The sequence below is a fragment of the Cellulomonas sp. CW35 genome, assembly GCF_052378485.1.
GTDB classification, from domain to species: Bacteria; Actinomycetota; Actinomycetes; order Actinomycetales; family Cellulomonadaceae; genus Cellulomonas; species Cellulomonas uda.
Genome location: NZ_CP199000.1, coordinates 3,221,984 through 3,239,111, shown reverse-complemented (window position 1 = coordinate 3,239,111; position 17,128 = coordinate 3,221,984). Strand labels below are relative to the sequence as shown.

15 protein-coding genes are annotated in these 17,128 nt (G+C 73.6%); 6 read left to right on the top strand and 9 right to left on the bottom strand.

Annotated elements, in window-relative coordinates; all coding sequences use genetic code 11:
- Positions 1–145 precede the first annotated feature (145 nt).
- On the top strand, positions 146–2,425 hold the full coding sequence (locus ACT17Q_RS14735) for a hypothetical protein (protein WP_444663349.1): 2,280 nt from the start codon (positions 146–148) through the stop codon (positions 2,423–2,425).
- Between the two features lie 59 nt (positions 2,426–2,484).
- Positions 2,485–4,740 (top strand): hypothetical protein, encoded by a 2,256-nt coding sequence (locus tag ACT17Q_RS14730; RefSeq protein ID WP_444663347.1) that lies wholly within the window; start codon positions 2,485–2,487, stop codon positions 4,738–4,740.
- Between the two features lie 105 nt (positions 4,741–4,845).
- Here the strand turns inward: ACT17Q_RS14730 and ACT17Q_RS14725 are convergent, their stop codons facing one another.
- Positions 4,846–5,814, bottom strand: a complete 969-nt coding sequence (locus ACT17Q_RS14725; protein WP_444663345.1) for an alpha/beta hydrolase — start codon at positions 5,812–5,814, stop codon at positions 4,846–4,848.
- 92 nt (positions 5,815–5,906) lie between these two features.
- The gene (locus ACT17Q_RS14720) at positions 5,907–6,578 is read right to left on the bottom strand and encodes a histidine phosphatase family protein (protein WP_094181697.1); all 672 of its coding nucleotides are present in this window, start codon (positions 6,576–6,578) and stop codon (positions 5,907–5,909) included.
- A gap of 197 nt (positions 6,579–6,775) precedes the next feature.
- Between ACT17Q_RS14720 and ACT17Q_RS14715 the strand changes: the two genes are divergently transcribed.
- Both ACT17Q_RS14715 and clpB read left to right on the top strand, forming a co-directional pair.
- A complete protein-coding gene (locus ACT17Q_RS14715) occupies positions 6,776–7,360 on the top strand; it encodes a hypothetical protein (protein WP_444663343.1) in 585 nt (194 codons plus the stop codon).
- Positions 7,361–7,480: 120 nt separating this feature from the next.
- The gene (gene clpB / locus ACT17Q_RS14710) at positions 7,481–10,069 is read left to right on the top strand and encodes an ATP-dependent chaperone ClpB (RefSeq protein ID WP_094181699.1); all 2,589 of its coding nucleotides are present in this window, start codon (positions 7,481–7,483) and stop codon (positions 10,067–10,069) included.
- A 27-nt stretch (positions 10,070–10,096) separates the two neighbouring features.
- Here clpB and ACT17Q_RS14705 read toward each other — a convergent pair whose 3' ends face one another.
- On the bottom strand, positions 10,097–10,723 hold the full coding sequence (locus tag ACT17Q_RS14705) for a hypothetical protein (RefSeq protein ID WP_444663340.1): 627 nt from the start codon (positions 10,721–10,723) through the stop codon (positions 10,097–10,099).
- 118 nt (positions 10,724–10,841) lie between these two features.
- Between ACT17Q_RS14705 and ACT17Q_RS14700 the strand changes: the two genes are divergently transcribed.
- Positions 10,842–11,885, top strand: coding sequence for a Gfo/Idh/MocA family protein (locus tag ACT17Q_RS14700; protein WP_444663338.1), 1,044 nt, complete (start codon positions 10,842–10,844; stop codon positions 11,883–11,885).
- Positions 11,886–11,894: 9 nt separating this feature from the next.
- Here ACT17Q_RS14700 and ACT17Q_RS14695 read toward each other — a convergent pair whose 3' ends face one another.
- The 3 genes from ACT17Q_RS14695 to ACT17Q_RS14685 form a co-directional block, all read right to left on the bottom strand.
- Complete coding sequence (locus ACT17Q_RS14695; RefSeq protein ID WP_444663336.1) at positions 11,895–12,080, bottom strand: hypothetical protein; 186 nt, start codon at positions 12,078–12,080, stop codon at positions 11,895–11,897.
- Between the two features lie 78 nt (positions 12,081–12,158).
- Positions 12,159–12,818 (bottom strand): DUF4190 domain-containing protein, encoded by a 660-nt coding sequence (locus ACT17Q_RS14690; protein ID WP_444663334.1) that lies wholly within the window; start codon positions 12,816–12,818, stop codon positions 12,159–12,161.
- Complete coding sequence (locus ACT17Q_RS14685) at positions 12,815–13,612, bottom strand: exodeoxyribonuclease III (protein ID WP_141322291.1); 798 nt, start codon at positions 13,610–13,612, stop codon at positions 12,815–12,817. Before ACT17Q_RS14685 ends, ACT17Q_RS14690 begins: the two co-directional genes overlap by 4 nt.
- 123 nt (positions 13,613–13,735) lie before the next feature.
- On the opposite strand from ACT17Q_RS14685, the gene ACT17Q_RS14680 reads away from it, so the two are divergent.
- Positions 13,736–14,758 carry a glycoside hydrolase family 43 protein gene (locus ACT17Q_RS14680; protein WP_141322289.1) on the top strand — a complete coding sequence of 341 codons (1,023 nt, stop codon included), beginning with the start codon at positions 13,736–13,738 and terminating at the stop codon, positions 14,756–14,758.
- On the opposite strand, the gene ACT17Q_RS14675 is transcribed toward ACT17Q_RS14680, so the two are convergent.
- The 3 genes from ACT17Q_RS14675 to glpK all read right to left on the bottom strand — a co-directional run bounded on the left by ACT17Q_RS14675 (position 14,755) and on the right by glpK (position 17,091).
- Positions 14,755–15,132 carry a hypothetical protein gene (locus tag ACT17Q_RS14675; RefSeq protein WP_157732674.1) on the bottom strand — a complete coding sequence of 126 codons (378 nt, stop codon included), beginning with the start codon at positions 15,130–15,132 and terminating at the stop codon, positions 14,755–14,757. The two genes, ACT17Q_RS14680 and ACT17Q_RS14675, sit on opposite strands and share 4 nt — an antisense overlap.
- Before the next feature lie 146 nt (positions 15,133–15,278).
- A complete protein-coding gene (locus tag ACT17Q_RS14670; RefSeq protein ID WP_141320261.1) occupies positions 15,279–15,473 on the bottom strand; it encodes a hypothetical protein in 195 nt (64 codons plus the stop codon).
- 94 nt (positions 15,474–15,567) lie between these two features.
- Positions 15,568–17,091 carry a glycerol kinase GlpK gene (gene glpK, locus ACT17Q_RS14665; RefSeq protein ID WP_444663331.1) on the bottom strand — a complete coding sequence of 508 codons (1,524 nt, stop codon included), beginning with the start codon at positions 17,089–17,091 and terminating at the stop codon, positions 15,568–15,570.
- Positions 17,092–17,128 lie beyond the last annotated feature (37 nt).

Here is a 17,128-nt window from a genome sequence, read left to right as displayed (position 1 = left end):
CTTGCGCCCCCTCGGCGCGTGAACCCGCAGGTCATCGGGCGTCCCGACATGTGGCGACCATCGTCCGCGGCAAGGGCCGAATCGGTACAGTCCCGACATTCGCGCCGGCGTCGGCGCGAGCCGTCGTCGACGAGAGGCCGTACGCATGACCCCCGCCCCGACAGCCGTCCCGCGCGCCCGCACCGCGCTCCTCGCCATCGTGGGAGCGCTCTCGCTCCTCGTGTCCGCGCTCGCCGTCCCCGCGCGCGCGGCCGACCCGCTCGACATCACCGGGCGGGTCGTCCTCCCCGCCGGGTACACGTACTCGGCCGCGACGCCGCCGCGGTTCGAGGTGCGCTACCCGGCCAGCGCCACCACCACCGAGCCGGTGCGCTACCCGATCCTGTACGCCTCCGTCGCGGCCGACGGGACGTTCACCGTCCCGGGCAGCAGGCTGCAGTCGGGCCGTCAGTACTACCTGGTGCTCCAGGACGGCCAGCAGCGGCTCGTCGGCGGGTACGTGACCGCGAGCGGCGGGATCGCGCAGCAGCACCCCGACGGCGCGCTCGTCGCGCCGGGTCGGACGGACGTCGTCGTCACCGCCACGCTCGGCCAGCAGGTGACCGGCAGCATCGTCCTGCCCGCCGGGTACACGCCCGACCCGAACCGCCCGCTCAGCGTGGTCGCGACCGTCGGCAAGCCGTACGACGGCTCCGAGCGGTTCGCCTACGGGCGCATCGAGGCCGACGGTCGGTTCACCGTGGGCGGCTTCCCGTCGGGCCAGGCCGTCCGGATCGAGCTCGTCGACCCCCAGTACGTCCTGTTCGACGGCGCGTGGAACCCGGCGACGGGGTACTTCTCGGGCTCCCGGCTGAACGTCGGCACGGTCACCGCGCCCGCGAGCGGCCTGACGCTGCGGCCGAACCTCGCCGGCAGCATCTCGGGGCGCGTCGACGCACCGGCCGCGATCCTGGCGAACACGACGATCGCGCTCGACGCGGTCAGCGACGCGTCCGGCTTCCGGGAGAACGTCTCGACGTACACGGACGCGGACGGCACGTTCACCATCCCGGACCTCGACACCGGCCGCTCGTATGCGATCGGGATGTTCAGCTTCGACGACCTGGAGCCCGGCGCGCAGCGGGCCGACGGCACGTGGTCCCCGATCCGGCCGGGGGAGCCCGGCTTCGACGCGACGTGGTCGAGCCTGCGCAAGGTCCGCCCGACGACGACCGGCGTCGTCCTGAGCCCGCCGACCACTGTCGGGGTGCGCGGCTTCGTGACCGCCCCGGACGACTTCCTGTTCGGCTACTGGGACACGCACGCCGCGGAGGTCCAGCTGTGGCGGCGCGGCACGGACGGCACGTGGGCCGAGACCGACTCGCAGCGCGTCGCGGAGACCGGCTGGTTCTCGCTCCAGGCCTTCGACCTGGCGAAGCGGACGGAGGACCACCTCGTGTACTTCGACCCGCACGCCGACGTGAACCCGAAGAACGCGCGGTTCACGGCCGGCTTCTGGACGGGCAACGGCACGCCCCTGACCAGCGACCCCGCGAAGGCGAAGGTCGTGCGGCACACCACCGGCATCGACGTCGTGATCCCGCTCGCGGTGCGCAACCTGACCGCCCCGGCGGTCACCGGCACGGTCCGGGTGGGCTCCACGGTCCGCGCGACGACGGGCACGTGGGACCCCGCCGCGGTCACGACGAGCGTGCAGTGGCTGCGTGACGGCGCGGCGATCAGCGGCGCGACGTCCACGACGTACACGCCGACGGCCGCCGACGAGGGCGCCCGGCTGTCGGTGCGCGTCACCGCGAAGGGCGGCACCGGGTGGTTGGCCGCGACCGCGACGTCGCCGGGCGTGACGGTCGCGCCCGCGCCCATCAGCAACGTCACGCGCGCGTCGATCTCCGGCACCGTCGCGTACGGGAAGACGGTGTGGGCCGACCGTGGCACGTGGTCGACGCCGCCGACGTCGACGAGCGTGCAGTGGTTGCGCGACGGCGTGGAGATCAGCGGCGCGACCGGCTCGTCGTACAAGGTCGCCAAGTCCGACGTGGGCAAGCGGCTGTCGGTGCGCGTGACCGCGCGCGCGGCGGACGGCTCGCAGGCGCGGTCGACGTCCCTGCAGACGAAGGTGCCGAAGGTGACGCCCACCGTCAGGGTGTCCGCGCCGTCCGTGAAGGCCGGGACGGCGGTCAAGGTCACCGTCGTGGTCGACTCCGGCGGTCTCGTGACCAAGCCGCTCGGGACCGTCGCGGTGACGCTCGGCTCGAAGACCACCACGGTCACCCTGACCGCGGCCCGGGCCGGGACGGTCACCGTCACCATGCCCGCGCAGAGCAAGGGCTCGCACAAGGTCACAGCCAGGTACACGCCGACGTCCACCTCGACGACGTACCTCAACGGCGCGACCTCGTCGGCCCTGACGGTCAAGGTCACCTGACCGTCCGCGACCCTGCCCGACCCGCTCCCCGGCACCACCGACCTCGACGAGAGGCCCCCATGGCACCCCTGCCCACGGCATCCCGTGCGCGCACCTCGCTGCTCGCGCTCGCGTGCGCGCTCCTCATGGTGCTCACCGCGCTCGCGGTCCCCGCACGCGCGGCCGATCCCGCACCCATCACCGGACGCGTCGTCTTCCCGACGGGGTACACGTACTCCGCCGCCGCACCACCGCGCGTCGAGCTGCGCGTGCTCACGGGCGTCGGCGCCGGCACGCAGTCGCCGACCCTCCCCGCGACGTTCGTGCCCGTCGCGGCCGACGGCACGTTCACGGTCGACCGCGACCTGCGCGAGGGCCGCGACCACCTGCTGCTGCTCCACGACGGCCAGCACCGCCTGCTCAACGGGTACGTCACCGCGTCGGGGACGACGACGATGTTCCACACCGACGCCGCGGTGATCGCCCCCGGTACGAGCGACCTCGTCGTCACCGCGTCGCTCGCGACTCAGGTCAGCGGGCGCGTCCAGCTCCCGGCGACGTACGTGGGCGACCACTCGAGGCTCACGGTCCAGGGGGTCGTCGGGACCTCCCCGATGCGGTACGTGAGCGGCACGGTGCGCTCCGACGGCACGTTCGTCGTGGGCGGTGTGCCGTCCGGCACCCCCGTGCACCTGCAGCTCGCGGACAGCACCCGCACCCTCTACACGGGCACCTGGAACGCCGCGGACGGGTACTTCGTGTCGCTGCGCTCCGACGCGACCGCGGTCACGGCGCCCGCGAGCGGGCTCGTCCTGCGGCCCAACCTCAGCGGCAGCATCTCGGGCCGCATCGACGAGCCGAGCTTCAGCGGGTACGAGACGAGGCTGTGGATCGCGGCGGCGACGGGCACGAACGGGAAGGTCCGCGCGGTCAGCGAGCTGTCGCGCTGGGACGGCTCGTTCGTCCTGAGCGGCCTCGACACCGGCCGGACCTACGGTCTCGTGGTCACCGACGGGTCCGGGCTCGTCGGCACGGGCGTCATGGCGTCCGACGGCACGGTGCTCGCCGCGGACGGCACCGACCTGTCGGCGGTGTGGTCGCGCGCACGTCTCGTGAGCCCGGGGACGTCGGTGGTGCTGCGGCCGACGATGCTGCCGGCGATCCGCGGGCGCGTCACGGCCCCCGAAGGCTTCACGTTCGACCCGATGGAGGACGGCGCGGTCGCGGTGTACCGGTACGACCGCAACCCGCGGACGGGCGCGTGGGTGCGGGCCGCCCGGGAGACCGTGTACGCAGACGGGTCGTTCTCCATGGGGAAGCTGTGGCTCCCGTCGGACACCGAGTTCGCGCTGTGGCTCGAGCCGGACACCGCGACGAACCCGCGCAACGCGCCGTTCGTCGCCGGCTTCTGGACGGGCAACACGACGCCGCTGTCGACGGACCCGGCGGACGCGCGTCGCGCGGTGATCTCGACGACCCGCGACGTGGTGATCCCGCTCGCCGTGCAGAACGTGGCACAGCCGGCGATCACGGGCGACCCGTGGGTCGGGTCCACCCTGCAGGTCGGCAGCGGGACCTGGAACCCGTCGTCGGCGACGACGAGCGTGCAGTGGCTGCGGGACGGCACCGCGATCTCGGGCGCGACCTCGTCGACGTACACCGTGACCGCGGCCGACGGCGGCACGCGGCTGTCGGCGCGCGTGACCGCGCGCGGCGGCGCGGGCTGGCTGCCGACGTCAGTGACGTCGACGCCCGTCACCGTCGTCCCGCCGATCACGAACGTGACCCGGGTGACGATCTCGGGCACGGTCGGCTACGGCCGGACGGTGTGGGCCAAGCGTGGTGAGTGGTCGCCCGGCCCGGTCTCGACGAGCGTGCAGTGGCTGCGCGACGGCGTCGCGATCGCCGGCGCCACGGCGTCGTCGTACAAGGTCGCCAAGTCCGACGTGGGCAAGCAGCTGTCGGTGCGGGTGACCGCGCGGGGCGCGGACGGCTCGGTCGCGCGCTCGACGTCGGTGCAGACGAAGGTGCCGCGCGTGACGCCGACGGTGAAGCTGTCGGTGCCGTCGGTCACGGCGGGCTCGACGCTCAAGGCGACCGTGCGGGTCGACTCGGGTGGCCTGGTGACCAAGCCGCTCGGGTCGGTCGCGGTGACGATCGGCACCAAGACCGTCACGGTCACGATGACCGCGACGCACGCCGGGACGACGACCGTCACGCTGCCCGCCCAGGCGAGGGGGTCGTACAAGGTCACAGCGGTGTACAGGCCGACCTCGAGCTCCACGACCTACCTGAACGGCGCGAGCTCGTCGGCGGTGTCGGTCAAGGTCACCTGACGGTGCGGGCCCGGGGCGCACGCGGCGAGCGTCCGCTCCGGGCTCGCGGCCAGGCGAGCGCGGTCAGACGGGCGCGGTCAGACGGGCGCGGTCAGGCGAGCGCGGTCAGGCGGGCGCGTGCGCGTCGAGGAACGCCACGACCGCGCGCAGGTACTCCTCGCGTGCGGGGGCGGGGGACAGCGCGAGGTCGTGCGCGCCGCCGGGGACCGTGGTCAGCGTGACGTGCGGGCCGAGCCCGGGGGCGCGCGCGGCGATCTGGGCGACGTCGAGCACCGAGTCGGTGGTCAGCAGACCGTCGTGGACGCGGTCGTCGGGACCCGTGGCGTCGGACGTCAGGACCAGCACGGGCTCACGGATGTCGAGCCCGTGCGCGACGCGCGCGTGCCCGGCGCGGATGGTGCGGATGAACGACGCGCGCACCGGGAAGCCCTCGTGCGGCTTCCACGCCAGCTCGTACGTCCACTCGCCGCCCGAGCCGGCGTGCAGCGCGCGCCCGTAGTGCGGCTGGATGTGACCGACGACGAGCTCGGGGGTGACGCGACCGAGCACGCGCAGGATGCGCGTGAGCACCACGCGGTCGAACCAGGGCTTGCGCAGATCGAGCCAGGGCGAGTTGAGCACCACGGCGTCCACGCGCCCGGGGCGCGCATCCGCCCACAGCGCCGCGACCAGACCGCCCGTGGAGTGCCCCAGCAGCGCGACGCGGTCGTGGTCGGCGCGCAGGAGGGCGACGGCCGCGTCGATCTCGCGTGCGTACCCCGCGAGCTCGCGCGTGTGGTTGGGGCGTCGGCCCTCGCGGATGGACCGGCCGTAGTCGTGCAGGTCGAGCCCGTACAGGTCCCAGCCCGCGGCGTCGAGCGCGTCCGCGACGTGCGGGTGGAAGAAGTAGTCGACGAACCCGTGCAGGTACAGCACCGCGCGCCGGTGGCGCGGTGGTCGGTGCACGAGGGTGGCGACGGGGTCGACGCCCTCGCGCGCACTCTCGTCGTCGGGCGGCAGCTCGAGCGTCCGCGCGACCCACGCGCCACCCAGCACGTCCGGCTGCTCGTCACCCCATGCGGCCCCGTCGCTCATCTGCGCATCGTGCCCCACGCGCCGCACGCGCCGCGACGCGCTGACGGGTGGACTTGCGCTCACCAGGCGAGCGCAGGTCCACCCGCTACGGGTCAGGCGACCGGCGCGAGCGCGGGGCGGGTGGCACCGGGCGTCGCGGGGCGCGCCGCGAGCGCGCCCTGGGCGGCGACGTCCTCGGCCAGCCGCGCGATGCGGGCCGTGCCGTCGTCGTCGACCTCGACCGTGCTGACCGACGCGTTGGGCAGCGCGACGAGGCCGACGGGCGCGAGCGTCGCGAGGTACGCGCCGAGCGCGAGGCCGTGGCCGACGACGAGCACGTGCTCGTCGGTGCCGAGGTGCTGCTCGACGAGCCGCGCGAACACGCGGGTCGTGCGGCCCATGAAGTCGGCCGCGTGCTCGCCGCCCGGCAGCCCGGGGTGCGTGCCCGCGAGCACCTGCTCGACGAGCGTGGGCCAGGGCTGGACGGCGTCGAGCGTGTGCTCGGGCCGGCGCTCGTACACGCCGAAGTGGTACTCGCGCAGGTCCACGTGCGTGCGCAGGCGCACGTCCTCGTGGTGGCGCAGGAGCTCGACCGCGGTCGAGACGGCGCGTCCGGACGGTGAGGACCAGGCGGCCGTGAACGGGGTGCCGGCCAGGTGCCGGGCGGTGGTCCGGACGCCCTGGCGTCCGTCGCGCGTCAGCGGGGAGTCGCAGCGGCCCTGCAGGACGCGGCGTGCGTTGAAGTGGGTGCGCCCGTGCCGTACGAGCGTGAGTGTGAGGGTCATCGTCGCCCTTCCGTCGTCATCGGTCGCGCTCGACGCTAGGGCGGCGAGGTTGCCGGGCGGCGACGACGAGGTGTCGGCTCGATGCACGTCCCGCGCTGCCCGGCGGCCACGCCCCGGCCCGGGTTCGACGACCGGGCCGGGGCCTCGTCGTCCGCCGGGCGGCCCGCGCGCGGGCGGCGGCCGGTACGGTGCGAGGCATGAACCGCGCTCGGGGCTGCCGCGACCGTGACCGCAGGGGTGCGGCGGCCGCCGCCGGTGGGCTCGTCGGGGCGCTCGTCGTGCTGGCGCTCGGCGCGTGCGGCGGCGGCGGGACCACCGGGACCGGCGGCGCGGACGTCGCGGCCCGGATGCAGTACGCGGGGATCGCGCGGGACCTTGTCTACGTGACCGACGTCGACGGGTTCGACCTCGCTGTGCAGTCCGTCGGGGTCTCGGGCGACGAGGGCATGTCCGCGGCCTACGTCAGCCCGGCCGGCACGGTGCTGCTGCGCACGTCCCGCGCAGCCGGCGGACAGGCTCCGGCCTGCGCACAGCTCGAGGACGACGGCGAGGGAGCCTCGTGCGAGGTGGTGGCCGACGGCGTGCACGTGCTGCTCGAGGGCGACGGCGTGGACACCGCGACCCTGCGCGCGGCGGGCGCTGCGGTGCGTCCGGCGCGCGACGGCGAGCTCGCCACCCTCTTCTCCGAGCTCCCCACGCCCCCGGAGGGCGAGCCGGTGGAGCGCGGCGACCTGCCTGGGGGCGACGGCGCTCCCGACAACGACCCCGGCCCGGGCGGCTGACCCGCGCACGTCGCCCGCGCTCGGGCAGCGGATCTCAAGTTGAGCGGAATACACTCAACTTTGTCGCGTTGGGATGTGCAGACGCATCGACGACGCGCGAGACTCGCGCAGGGAGGTCACGTGGACGCCAAGCTCACAACCCGCTCGCAGGAGGCGCTCGGCAGCGCCATCCAGTCCGCGAGCGCCGCCGGCAACCCGCAGCTGGAGCCGGCACACATCCTCGACGCGCTGCTCCAGCAGGAGGGCGGCGTCGCCAACGGTCTGCTCGACGCGGTCGGTGCCGACCGCGGGGCCCTCGGCCGTGCGGTGCGCGGCATCCTCGTCAACCTGCCCTCGTCGTCGGGCTCGACGGTCGCGCAGCCCAGCGCGTCGCGCGCGACCGCCGCCGCCATCGAGGCCGCCAACGCGGAGGCGCGCACGCTCGGCGACGACTACGTCTCGACCGAGCACCTGCTCATCGGCCTGGCGGCCGGGCAGTCCGGCGTGGCCGACGCGCTGCGCGCGGCCGGGGCGTCGCGCGACGCCCTGCTCGCCGCGCTGCCGACCGTGCGCGGGAACGCGCGCGTCACCAGCCCCGACCCGGAGGGCACCTACAAGGCCCTCGAGAAGTACGGCGTGGACCTCACGCAGCGCGCGGCCGAGGGCAAGCTCGACCCGGTGATCGGACGTGACTCGGAGATCCGGCGCGTCGTGCAGGTGCTGTCCCGCCGCACCAAGAACAACCCCGTGCTGATCGGCGAGCCCGGAGTGGGCAAGACCGCCGTCGTCGAGGGGCTCGCGCAGCGCATCGTCGAGGGCGACGTGCCGGAGTCCCTGCGCGGCAAGAAGCTCGTCGCGCTCGACCTCGCCTCGATGGTCGCGGGCGCCAAGTACCGCGGAGAGTTCGAGGAGCGGCTCAAGGCCGTGCTCGAGGAGATCAAGGGCTCCGACGGGCAGGTCGTGACGTTCATCGACGAGCTGCACACGGTCGTCGGCGCGGGTGCCGGCGGCGAGGGCGCGATGGACGCGGGCAACATGCTCAAGCCCATGCTCGCGCGCGGCGAGCTGCGGCTCGTCGGCGCGACCACGCTCGACGAGTACCGCGAGCACATCGAGAAGGACCCCGCGCTCGAGCGGCGGTTCCAGCAGGTGTTCGTCGGCGAACCGTCCGTGGAGGACACCGTCGCGATCCTGCGCGGGCTCAAGGAGCGCTACGAGGCGCACCACAAGGTGACGATCTCCGACGCGGCGCTCGTCGCCGCCGCTGCGCTGTCCGACCGGTACATCACGGGCCGCCAGCTCCCCGACAAGGCGATCGACCTCGTCGACGAGGCCGCGTCGCGCCTGCGCATGGAGCTCGACTCGTCGCCCATCGAGATCGACGAGCTGCAGCGCGCCGTGACGCGCCTCGAGATGGAGGAGGTCGTCCTCTCCGAGTCCGACGACCCCGCGTCGCTGGACCGGCTCGAGCGGCTGCGCGCCGACCTCGCGGACCGTCGCGAGGAGCTCGCGGCGCTCAACGCGCGCTGGGAGAAGGAGAAGGCGGGCCACAACCTCGTCGGCGAACTCAAGGCGCGCCTGGACGCGCTGCGCTCGGACGCCGAGCGGCTCCAGCGCGAGGGCGACCTGGAGAAGGCCGCGCGCATCCTGTACGGCGAGATCCCCACGCTCCAGCGGCAGATCGCCGACGCTGAGGCGACGGAGGCCGAGCAGGACACGGTCGACGCACCGCCGATGATCGCGGAGAAGGTCGGCCCCGACGAGATCGCCGAGGTCGTCTCGGCGTGGACGGGCATCCCCGCGGGCCGCATGCTCGAGGGCGAGACCGCCAAGCTGCTGCGCATGGAGGAGGTGCTCGGCGAGCGCCTGATCGGGCAGAAGAAGGCCGTCGCCGCGGTCTCCGACGCGGTGCGCCGCGCCCGCGCGGGCATCAGCGACCCCGACCGCCCCACGGGCTCGTTCCTGTTCCTCGGCCCCACGGGCGTCGGGAAGACCGAGCTCGCGAAGGCGCTCGCGGACTTCCTGTTCGACGACGAGCGCGCGATGGTCCGCATCGACATGTCCGAGTACGCCGAGAAGCACTCCGTGGCGCGGCTCGTCGGTGCACCTCCCGGGTACGTCGGCTACGAGGAGGGCGGCCAGCTCACCGAGGCCGTGCGGCGGCGCCCGTACTCGGTCGTCCTGCTCGACGAGGTCGAGAAGGCGCACCCCGAGGTGTTCGACGTGCTGCTGCAGGTGCTCGACGACGGCCGCCTGACCGACGGCCAGGGCCGCACGGTCGACTTCCGCAACGTCATCCTCATCCTCACCTCGAACCTGGGCTCGCAGTTCCTGGTGGACCCGCTGACGTCGGACTCGGAGAAGCGGGACGCGGTGATGGGGGCGGTGCGTGCCGCGTTCAAGCCGGAGTTCCTCAACCGGCTCGACGACGTGGTGCTGTTCGACCCGCTGAGCCTTGAGGAGATCGGCCAGATCGTGGACCTGCAGGTCGCGTCGCTCGCCCGGCGCCTGCAGGACCGCCGCCTCACGCTCGAGGTCACGCCCGCCGCACGCGACTGGCTTGCGATCGAGGGCTACGACCCGGCGTACGGCGCGCGCCCGCTGCGCCGCCTGGTCCAGCGCGAGATCGGCGACAATCTGGCCCGCGCGCTGCTGTCCGGCCAGATCCACGACGGCCAGACGATCGTCGTCGACCGCACCGACACGGGCCTGAGCATCACGGGCGCCTGAGCGGTCCCCCCGTGCCGGGTGTGGGCGTCACACCCGGCCGGGGAGGAGCTCGGAGGTGCCGGCGACGAGCGAGCCCGTCGTCGGACCGGGCCGGGAGACGTAGAAGCAGTAGGCGACGCGTCCGCCCTCGTCGTCCCACTGGCTGCTGTGGGGCCACGCGATGAAGTGGCGGTAGCTCTCGGGGCTGGTCGCCTGCTCGCCGGGTGCGGTGCCGAACGCGTCGTTCGCGTGCATGCATGCCGCCTCGATCTCGGCGAGCTCGGTCCAGTCGGACTCGTCGAACGGCTCGGTCAGGGCGACAGCGGCGCTCAGCTCCGTGAGGTGCGGCCGCGCGCAGTCGACCTCGTGCAGGTCGGACATGTCGTCGGCGCCGGGAAGCTCCGCGTAGCAGGTCCCGGGCGACAACCCGAGAGGCAGCGTGAACGCCTCCTCGGCGGTGCCGGCGGGCGGCGAGGGCAGCGCGGACAGCTGGTCGTCGAGCTGCCCGAGCCTGCCGAGCGTCGGGAGCAGCGCGAGGCCCACCAGGACTGGGCCGGCGACCGCGAGGGCGACGACGAGGATCAGCCGGGTGCGCACGCGGCGGAGGCGTCGCGCCTGCGGATCGGCGAGGTCGGTGGTCGGGCCGTTCGGCGACGGGGTCCGGTCTGTGAGCATGACGCAGGACCGTAGCGACGTGACGACCGGGCCGTTCAGAGTTCTCCACAGGGCGCACCGCACGGCACGCCGGTGGCGGCCGCACCCGACCTCGTCGGGAGCGTGCCACAGTGTGCGCGTGACGCTGCTGCTGCCCGAGCCCCGGTTCCCCGACCCGTCCGACGCGCCGAGCCTGCGCTGGGGCGTGGTCGCCCCGGGGTGGATCGCGGGGCACTTCGTCGCCTCGCTGCACCGGCACACGGGCCAGCGCGTGGTGGCGGTCGCGAGCCGGGACGCCGCCCGCGGGCAGGCGTTCGCCGACGAGCACGGGGTCGAGCGGGCGCTGTCGTCGTACGACGAGCTCGTCGACGACCCGCAGGTCGACGTCGTGTACGTCGCGAGCCCGCACAGCCACCATCCGGACCAGGCGCTCGCGGCGATCGCGGCCGGCAAGCACGTGCTCGTCGAGAAGCCGCTGGCCCGCAACGCGGCCGAGGCGCGCCTGATCGTCGACGCGGCGCGTGCGGCCGGCGTCCTCGCGATGGAGGCCATGTGGACGCGGTACCTGCCGCACGTCGACGTGCTGCGCCAGGTGCTCGAGGACGGTCTGATCGGCCGGCCGCGGTGGGTCACGGGCTCGTTCGCGACGCGGGCCGAGGTGCCCGACGACCATCGTCTGCTGAACCCGGCGCTCGCGGGCGGTGTGCTGCTCGACATCGGCATCTACCCGCTGTCGTTCGCGTCGTTCGTCGCGACCACCGTGGGACTCCCGGCGACGCCCACGGACCTGCAGGTCATGGGCTCGCTCGCTCGCACGGGCGTCGACGAGCAGGTGGCGCTGCAGGTCGCGTACCCGGGCCTGCAGGCGCAGCTGTTCACGTCCATGCTCACGCCCGCGGACGACGAGGCGCGCGTGCACGGCGAGGCCGGCTGGGTCACCACGGGTCCGCGGTTCCGGGGGCCGTCGAGCGTGACCCTCCACGTGGGCGACGAGAGCGCGACGTGGGACGAGAACCGTGTCGAGGAGCTCGACGGGCTGTGCTTCCAGGCTGCGGCGCTCGCGCGCTACGTCGAGGCCGGGCTGACCGAGTCGCCGCTGCACCCGCTCGACGAGGTCGTCACGGTGCTGGAGACGGCCGACGAGGTGCGCCGACGGCTCGGGGTCCGCTACCCGGGCGAGTGACGCACGGCGTCAGCGCGCGGCGACCCGGTCCGGGACGTCGGCCGGGACGTCCGGTGCGGCGGGTGCGCGCAGACCGCGCGTGAGCAGCAGCACGGCCCACCAGATCTCGAACGCGAACACCGGGACGGCGCACAGGCCGCCGAGCTGACGTTCGCGCTCGACGTGCTCCTGGACGCGTTCGAGCGACTGCACCACGAGGGCTGGAGGCCCGCCGTGCGCCAGGACGTCAGCGGGGGCTAGCGCGCCCCGGCGCTGGGGGTCCGGGCGAGGGCGTCAGCGGGTGCGCTGCACGCACAGCCCCAGGCGGTCGCCACCGTTCCAGCCGCTCTCGTCGGGCGACCACACGACGTCGAGCGGCTCACCGGTCCGGGCGTAGTGCTCGTCGAGCTCGCAGGCCTGCCGCACCAGCTCGTCCACGCGCGTCTGGCCGGGCCACGGCTGCTGGGACCGCACCGTGACTCGCGCGCGCACCTCGGCCTCGTGCTTGTCGCCGCACGGCACGACGACGATCTCGCTCACGGGTCCGTCGGAGGGCAGGTCCCGCACGCAGTGCCCCGCGTCCAGGCGGTTCACGGTCGTCGTGACGGGACCGCTGACGTCGGTCGCGATCGGGCGCGAGCGCTGCACGGCGACGACGACCGCGGCGGTCGCGCCGAGCGCCACGAGCGCACCGACCGCACCCACGACGACGGCTGCGCGCGCGAGGCCGCGTCCGCGCGTGCCCTTCGCGCGGGTCGCACGCAGCGCCGCGACCCCCAGCCCGAGGCCGACGAGCCCGAGCGTGGGCCACAGCCAGAACAGCAGCGCCGCGACGAGCGCCGCGACGGCGAGCCCCTCGAGCGGCGGCCGCGCGGCGGCCGACCACGTGGGCGCGTAGTGCGTCGCCGGGTACGGGTCGGGGCTCGTCGGCGGTGCCGGCGGCTGCTCGCTCATGCGTCCTCCGCGAGGTCGAGGACCACGGGGACGTGGTCCGAGGCGCCCTTGCCCTTGCGCTCGTCGCGCACGATCGTCACGCCCGTCACACGCGCCGCGAGCGCGGGGGAGGCGTAGGTGAGGTCGATGCGCATGCCCTTGTTCTTGGGGAAGCGCAGCTGCTGGTAGTCCCAGTACGTGTAGGTGTGCTCGGCGGGCAGGTGCACGCGCGAGACCTCGGTGTACCCCGCGTGCGCGATCGCGGCGAACGCGTCGCGCTCGGCGGGCGTGACGTGCGTGCGGCCCGCGAACCAGGCGGGGTCCCACACGTCCGTGTCGAGCGGCGCGATGTTCCAGTCGCCGACGAGCGCGACCTGCGCGCCGGGGTCGGCCGCGAGCCAGCCCGCGGCGGCGTCCCGCAGGTGCGCGAGCCAGTCGAGCTTGTAGGCGTAGTGCGGGTCGTCGATCGCCCGCCCGTTCGGGACGTAGAGGCTCCACACGCGCACGCCGCCGGCCGTCACGCCGATCGCGCGCGCCTCGGCCGCGGCGGGCTCGCCCCACGTCGGCATGCCGGGGAAGCCGATCTCGACGTCATCGATCCCGACCCGCGAGACCACGGCGACGCCGTTCCACTGGCTGTACCCGACGTGCGCGACCTCGTACCCGAGCGCCTCGAACGCCTCGTGCGGGAACTGCTCGTCCTTGCACTTGGTCTCCTGCAGCGCGAGGACGTCGACGCCGGACCGCTCGAGGAACGCCACCGCCCGCTCGGTGCGGGCACGGATCGAGTTGATGTTCCAGGTGGCGACGCGCATGCCGCGCAGGCTACCGGGCGGGTGCGCCGCGGGTGCCGCGTGGTCCGGAGGACCGAAGGCCTGGCGCCGGACCGATAGTCCGCCTGTAGAGTTTCGGCAGCATCCTCGAAAGGACGGGTCCCCATGCACGTTCGAGCCGCCGACACTGTCGCGCACGCCGCCGCAGGAGCCTTCGCGCAGGTCGTGCCGGACGCGCCCCCGGGCCCGCTCATCGACAGCATCTGGACCGCCGACCCGTCGGGGCACGTGTGGGACGGCACGCTGTGGATCTACCCCTCGCACGACGAGGACACGGGTGCGACCGCCGACGACCACGGCAGCCACTACGACATGCGCGACTACCACGTGCTGTCCCTCGACTCCCTCGACGGTGAGGTCGTCGACCACGGTGTCGCACTGACGCTCGAGCAGGTCCCGTGGGCCGCGCGCCAGCTGTGGGCGCCCGACGCCGCGCGCCGCGGCGACACGTACTACCTGTACTTCCCCGCCAAGGACCGCGACGGCGTGTTCCGCATCGGCGTCGCCACGGCCGAGCACCCCGCGGGCCCGTTCACCGCGCAGCCCGAGCCGATCCCCGGCGCGTACAGCATCGACCCCGCGGTCTTCACCGACGACGACGGCTCGTCGTACCTGGTCACCGGCGGCATCCTCGGCGGGCAGCTGCAGCGCTGGCGCGACGACGTCTACACCGGCGTCGACGCGTACCCCGGGCTCGACGAGCCCGCGCTCGCCCCCCGCATCGCCCGGCTGTCCGACGACCTGCTGTCCCTCGCCGAGCCGACGCGCCCGCTCGTCCTCGTGGACGACGAGGGCCGTGCGCTCACGTCACGCGACCCGAACCGGTTCTTCGAGGGTGCGTGGATCAGCAAGGTCGGTGACACGTACGTCTTCATGTACTCGAACGGCGACTCCCACCAGCTCGTCCACGCCACGGGGGACTCGCCGTACGGGCCGTTCACGTACCGCGGTGTGCTGCTCGAGCCGGTGATCGGCTGGACCACGCACGGCTCGATCGTCGAGTGGCACGACGCGTGGTACCTGCTCTACCACGACGCCGAGCGCTCGGGCCGCGACCACCTGCGCACGGTCCGCATGGCCCGCCTGGACCTGCGCCCCGACGGCACCTTCGCGACGGTCCGCCGCTAGACCTCGGCGTCGGCCGGCTGCTCGTCCGTCGCGTCGGCGCTGCTGTCGGCGTCGGCGGGCGTCTCGGCGGACGCGGCCTCGGCCGCCTTCTTGGCCTGCTCCTGGTCGAAGAGCACGCGCGCGGCCATCATGCTCGCGAGGTCGATGTTCGTCACGGCCTGCCACACGCCGATGAGCAGCGTGACGAGGCCGATGAGCCCGATGATCGCGCCGAGCACCATCGTCGGCACCCCCGCGCTGGTGTCGTAGCCGTCGAGCACGATCGACCGCAGGTTCTGCTGCTGGCCGGCCAGGTAGATGACGACCCCGAAGATCAGGATGACGACGCCCCACAGGACGGTCCCCGCGGACGGCTTCCACTGGCTCGACCTCATCATGACCTCCGTGACCGCCGGCGGCACGTCCGCCTGCGCCGACCGTAGTGCGCGGCGGAACCTCGTGGGCCCGTAACCCGGGCTCGACCGGGTGAGATGACGAAGGCCGCCCCGGGGAGGAACCGGGGCGGCCTTCGTCCGCGTGGTCAGACCCGCCGACGCCGCGAGGCGAGCGCCACGACGAGGCCGCCCACCAGGAGCAGGCCCGCGCCGAGCGTCAGGACCCGTCCGGCCGAGGTGCCCGTGACGGCGAGCGCCGGGGTCGGGGTGGTGGTCGGGACCGGCGAGGGGGCGGCGGCTGCGTCCTCGAGCGCCACGAGCACGCCCGCCGCGACGCTCACGTGGCTGTCTCATTTCGAAGAGTGGACGCGCGGGACATGACGGAGGGCCGGGACGACGCCCGTCCCGGCCCTCCTGCCTGCCCCTCGAGCGGGACTACCGCACGTCGTCGTCGACCCAGTCGAACGTCTTCGTGACGGCCTTCTTCCACAGCCGGTACTGCCGGTCACGCTCGGCGGTGTCCATCTGCGGGGTCCAGCGCTTGTCCTCGGCCCAGTTGTCGATGACGTCCTGCTCGCCGCTCCAGTAGCCGACGGCGATGCCCGCCGCGTACGCGGCGCCCAGCGCGGTCGTCTCGGCGATCTTCGGCCGCACCACGTCCACGCCGAGGATGTCGGCCTGGAACTGCATGAGCGCCTCGTTGGCGATCATGCCGCCGTCGACCTTGAGCTCGGTGAGGTCCACGCCCGAGTCCGCGTTCATGGCGTCCAGGACCTCGCGCGTCTGGAACGCCGTGGCCTCGAGGGCCGCGCGCGCGATGTGCCCCTTGTTGACGAACCGCGTGAGCCCGACGAGCGCACCGCGAGCGTCGGACCGCCAGTACGGCGCGAACAGCCCCGAGAACGCGGGCACGAAGTACGCGCCGCCGTTGTCCTCGACGCTCGCCGCGAGCTGCTCGATCTCGGGCGCCGACGAGATGATCCCGAGGTTGTCGCGCAGCCACTGGACCAGGGACCCGGTGACGGCGATCGAGCCCTCGAGCGCGTACACCGCGTCCGCGTCGCCGATCTTGTAGCAGACCGTGGTGAGCAGGCCGTTCTTGCTCGGCACGATCTCGGTCCCGGTGTTGATGAGCATGAAGTTGCCGGTGCCGTACGTGTTCTTCGCGTGCCCGACCTCGAAGCACGCCTGCCCGAACGTCGCGGCCTGCTGGTCACCGAGGATGCCGGCGATCGGCACGCCCGCGAGCAGGCCCTTCGCGCGGCCCTCGCCGTACACCTCGGACGACGAGCGGATCTCGGGCAGCATGGACATCGGGATGCCCATCTCGCCCGCGATCTCCTCGTTCCACGTGAGCGAGTCGAGGTTCATGAGCATGGTCCGCGACGCGTTCGTCACGTCGGTGACGTGCACGCCGCCGTCCGGCCCGCCCGTCATGTTCCACAGCACCCACGAGTCGGTGTTGCCGAACGCCAGGTGGCCCGCCTCGGCCTTCTCGCGCGCACCCTCGACGTTGTCGAGGATCCAGCGGATCTTCGGGCCCGAGAAGTAGGTCGCCAGCGGCAGCCCCACCCGGTCCTTGTACCGCTCCGCGCCGCCCCCCGCAGCGCCGAGCTCGTCGCAGATCTTCTGCGTGCGCGTGTCCTGCCAGACGATCGCGTGGTAGACGGGCTCACCCGTGCGCTTGTCCCAGACGACCGCGGTCTCGCGCTGGTTGGTGATGCCGACGGCCTCGATGTCGGAGTTCTGCAGGCTCGCCCGGCCGAGCGCCTGCCCGACGACCTCGCGGGTGTTGACCCAGATCTCGGTCGCGTCGTGCTCGACCCAGCCCGCCCTCGGGAAGATCTGCTCGTGCTCCTTCTGCCCGGTCGCGATGATCTGCGCCTTGTGGTCGAAGATGATCGCGCGCGTGCTCGTCGTGCCCTGGTCGATCGCCATGACGTACTTCGTGTCAGACATCAGCTTCCTTCACCTCGTCGTGAGTGGGGGATGGGTG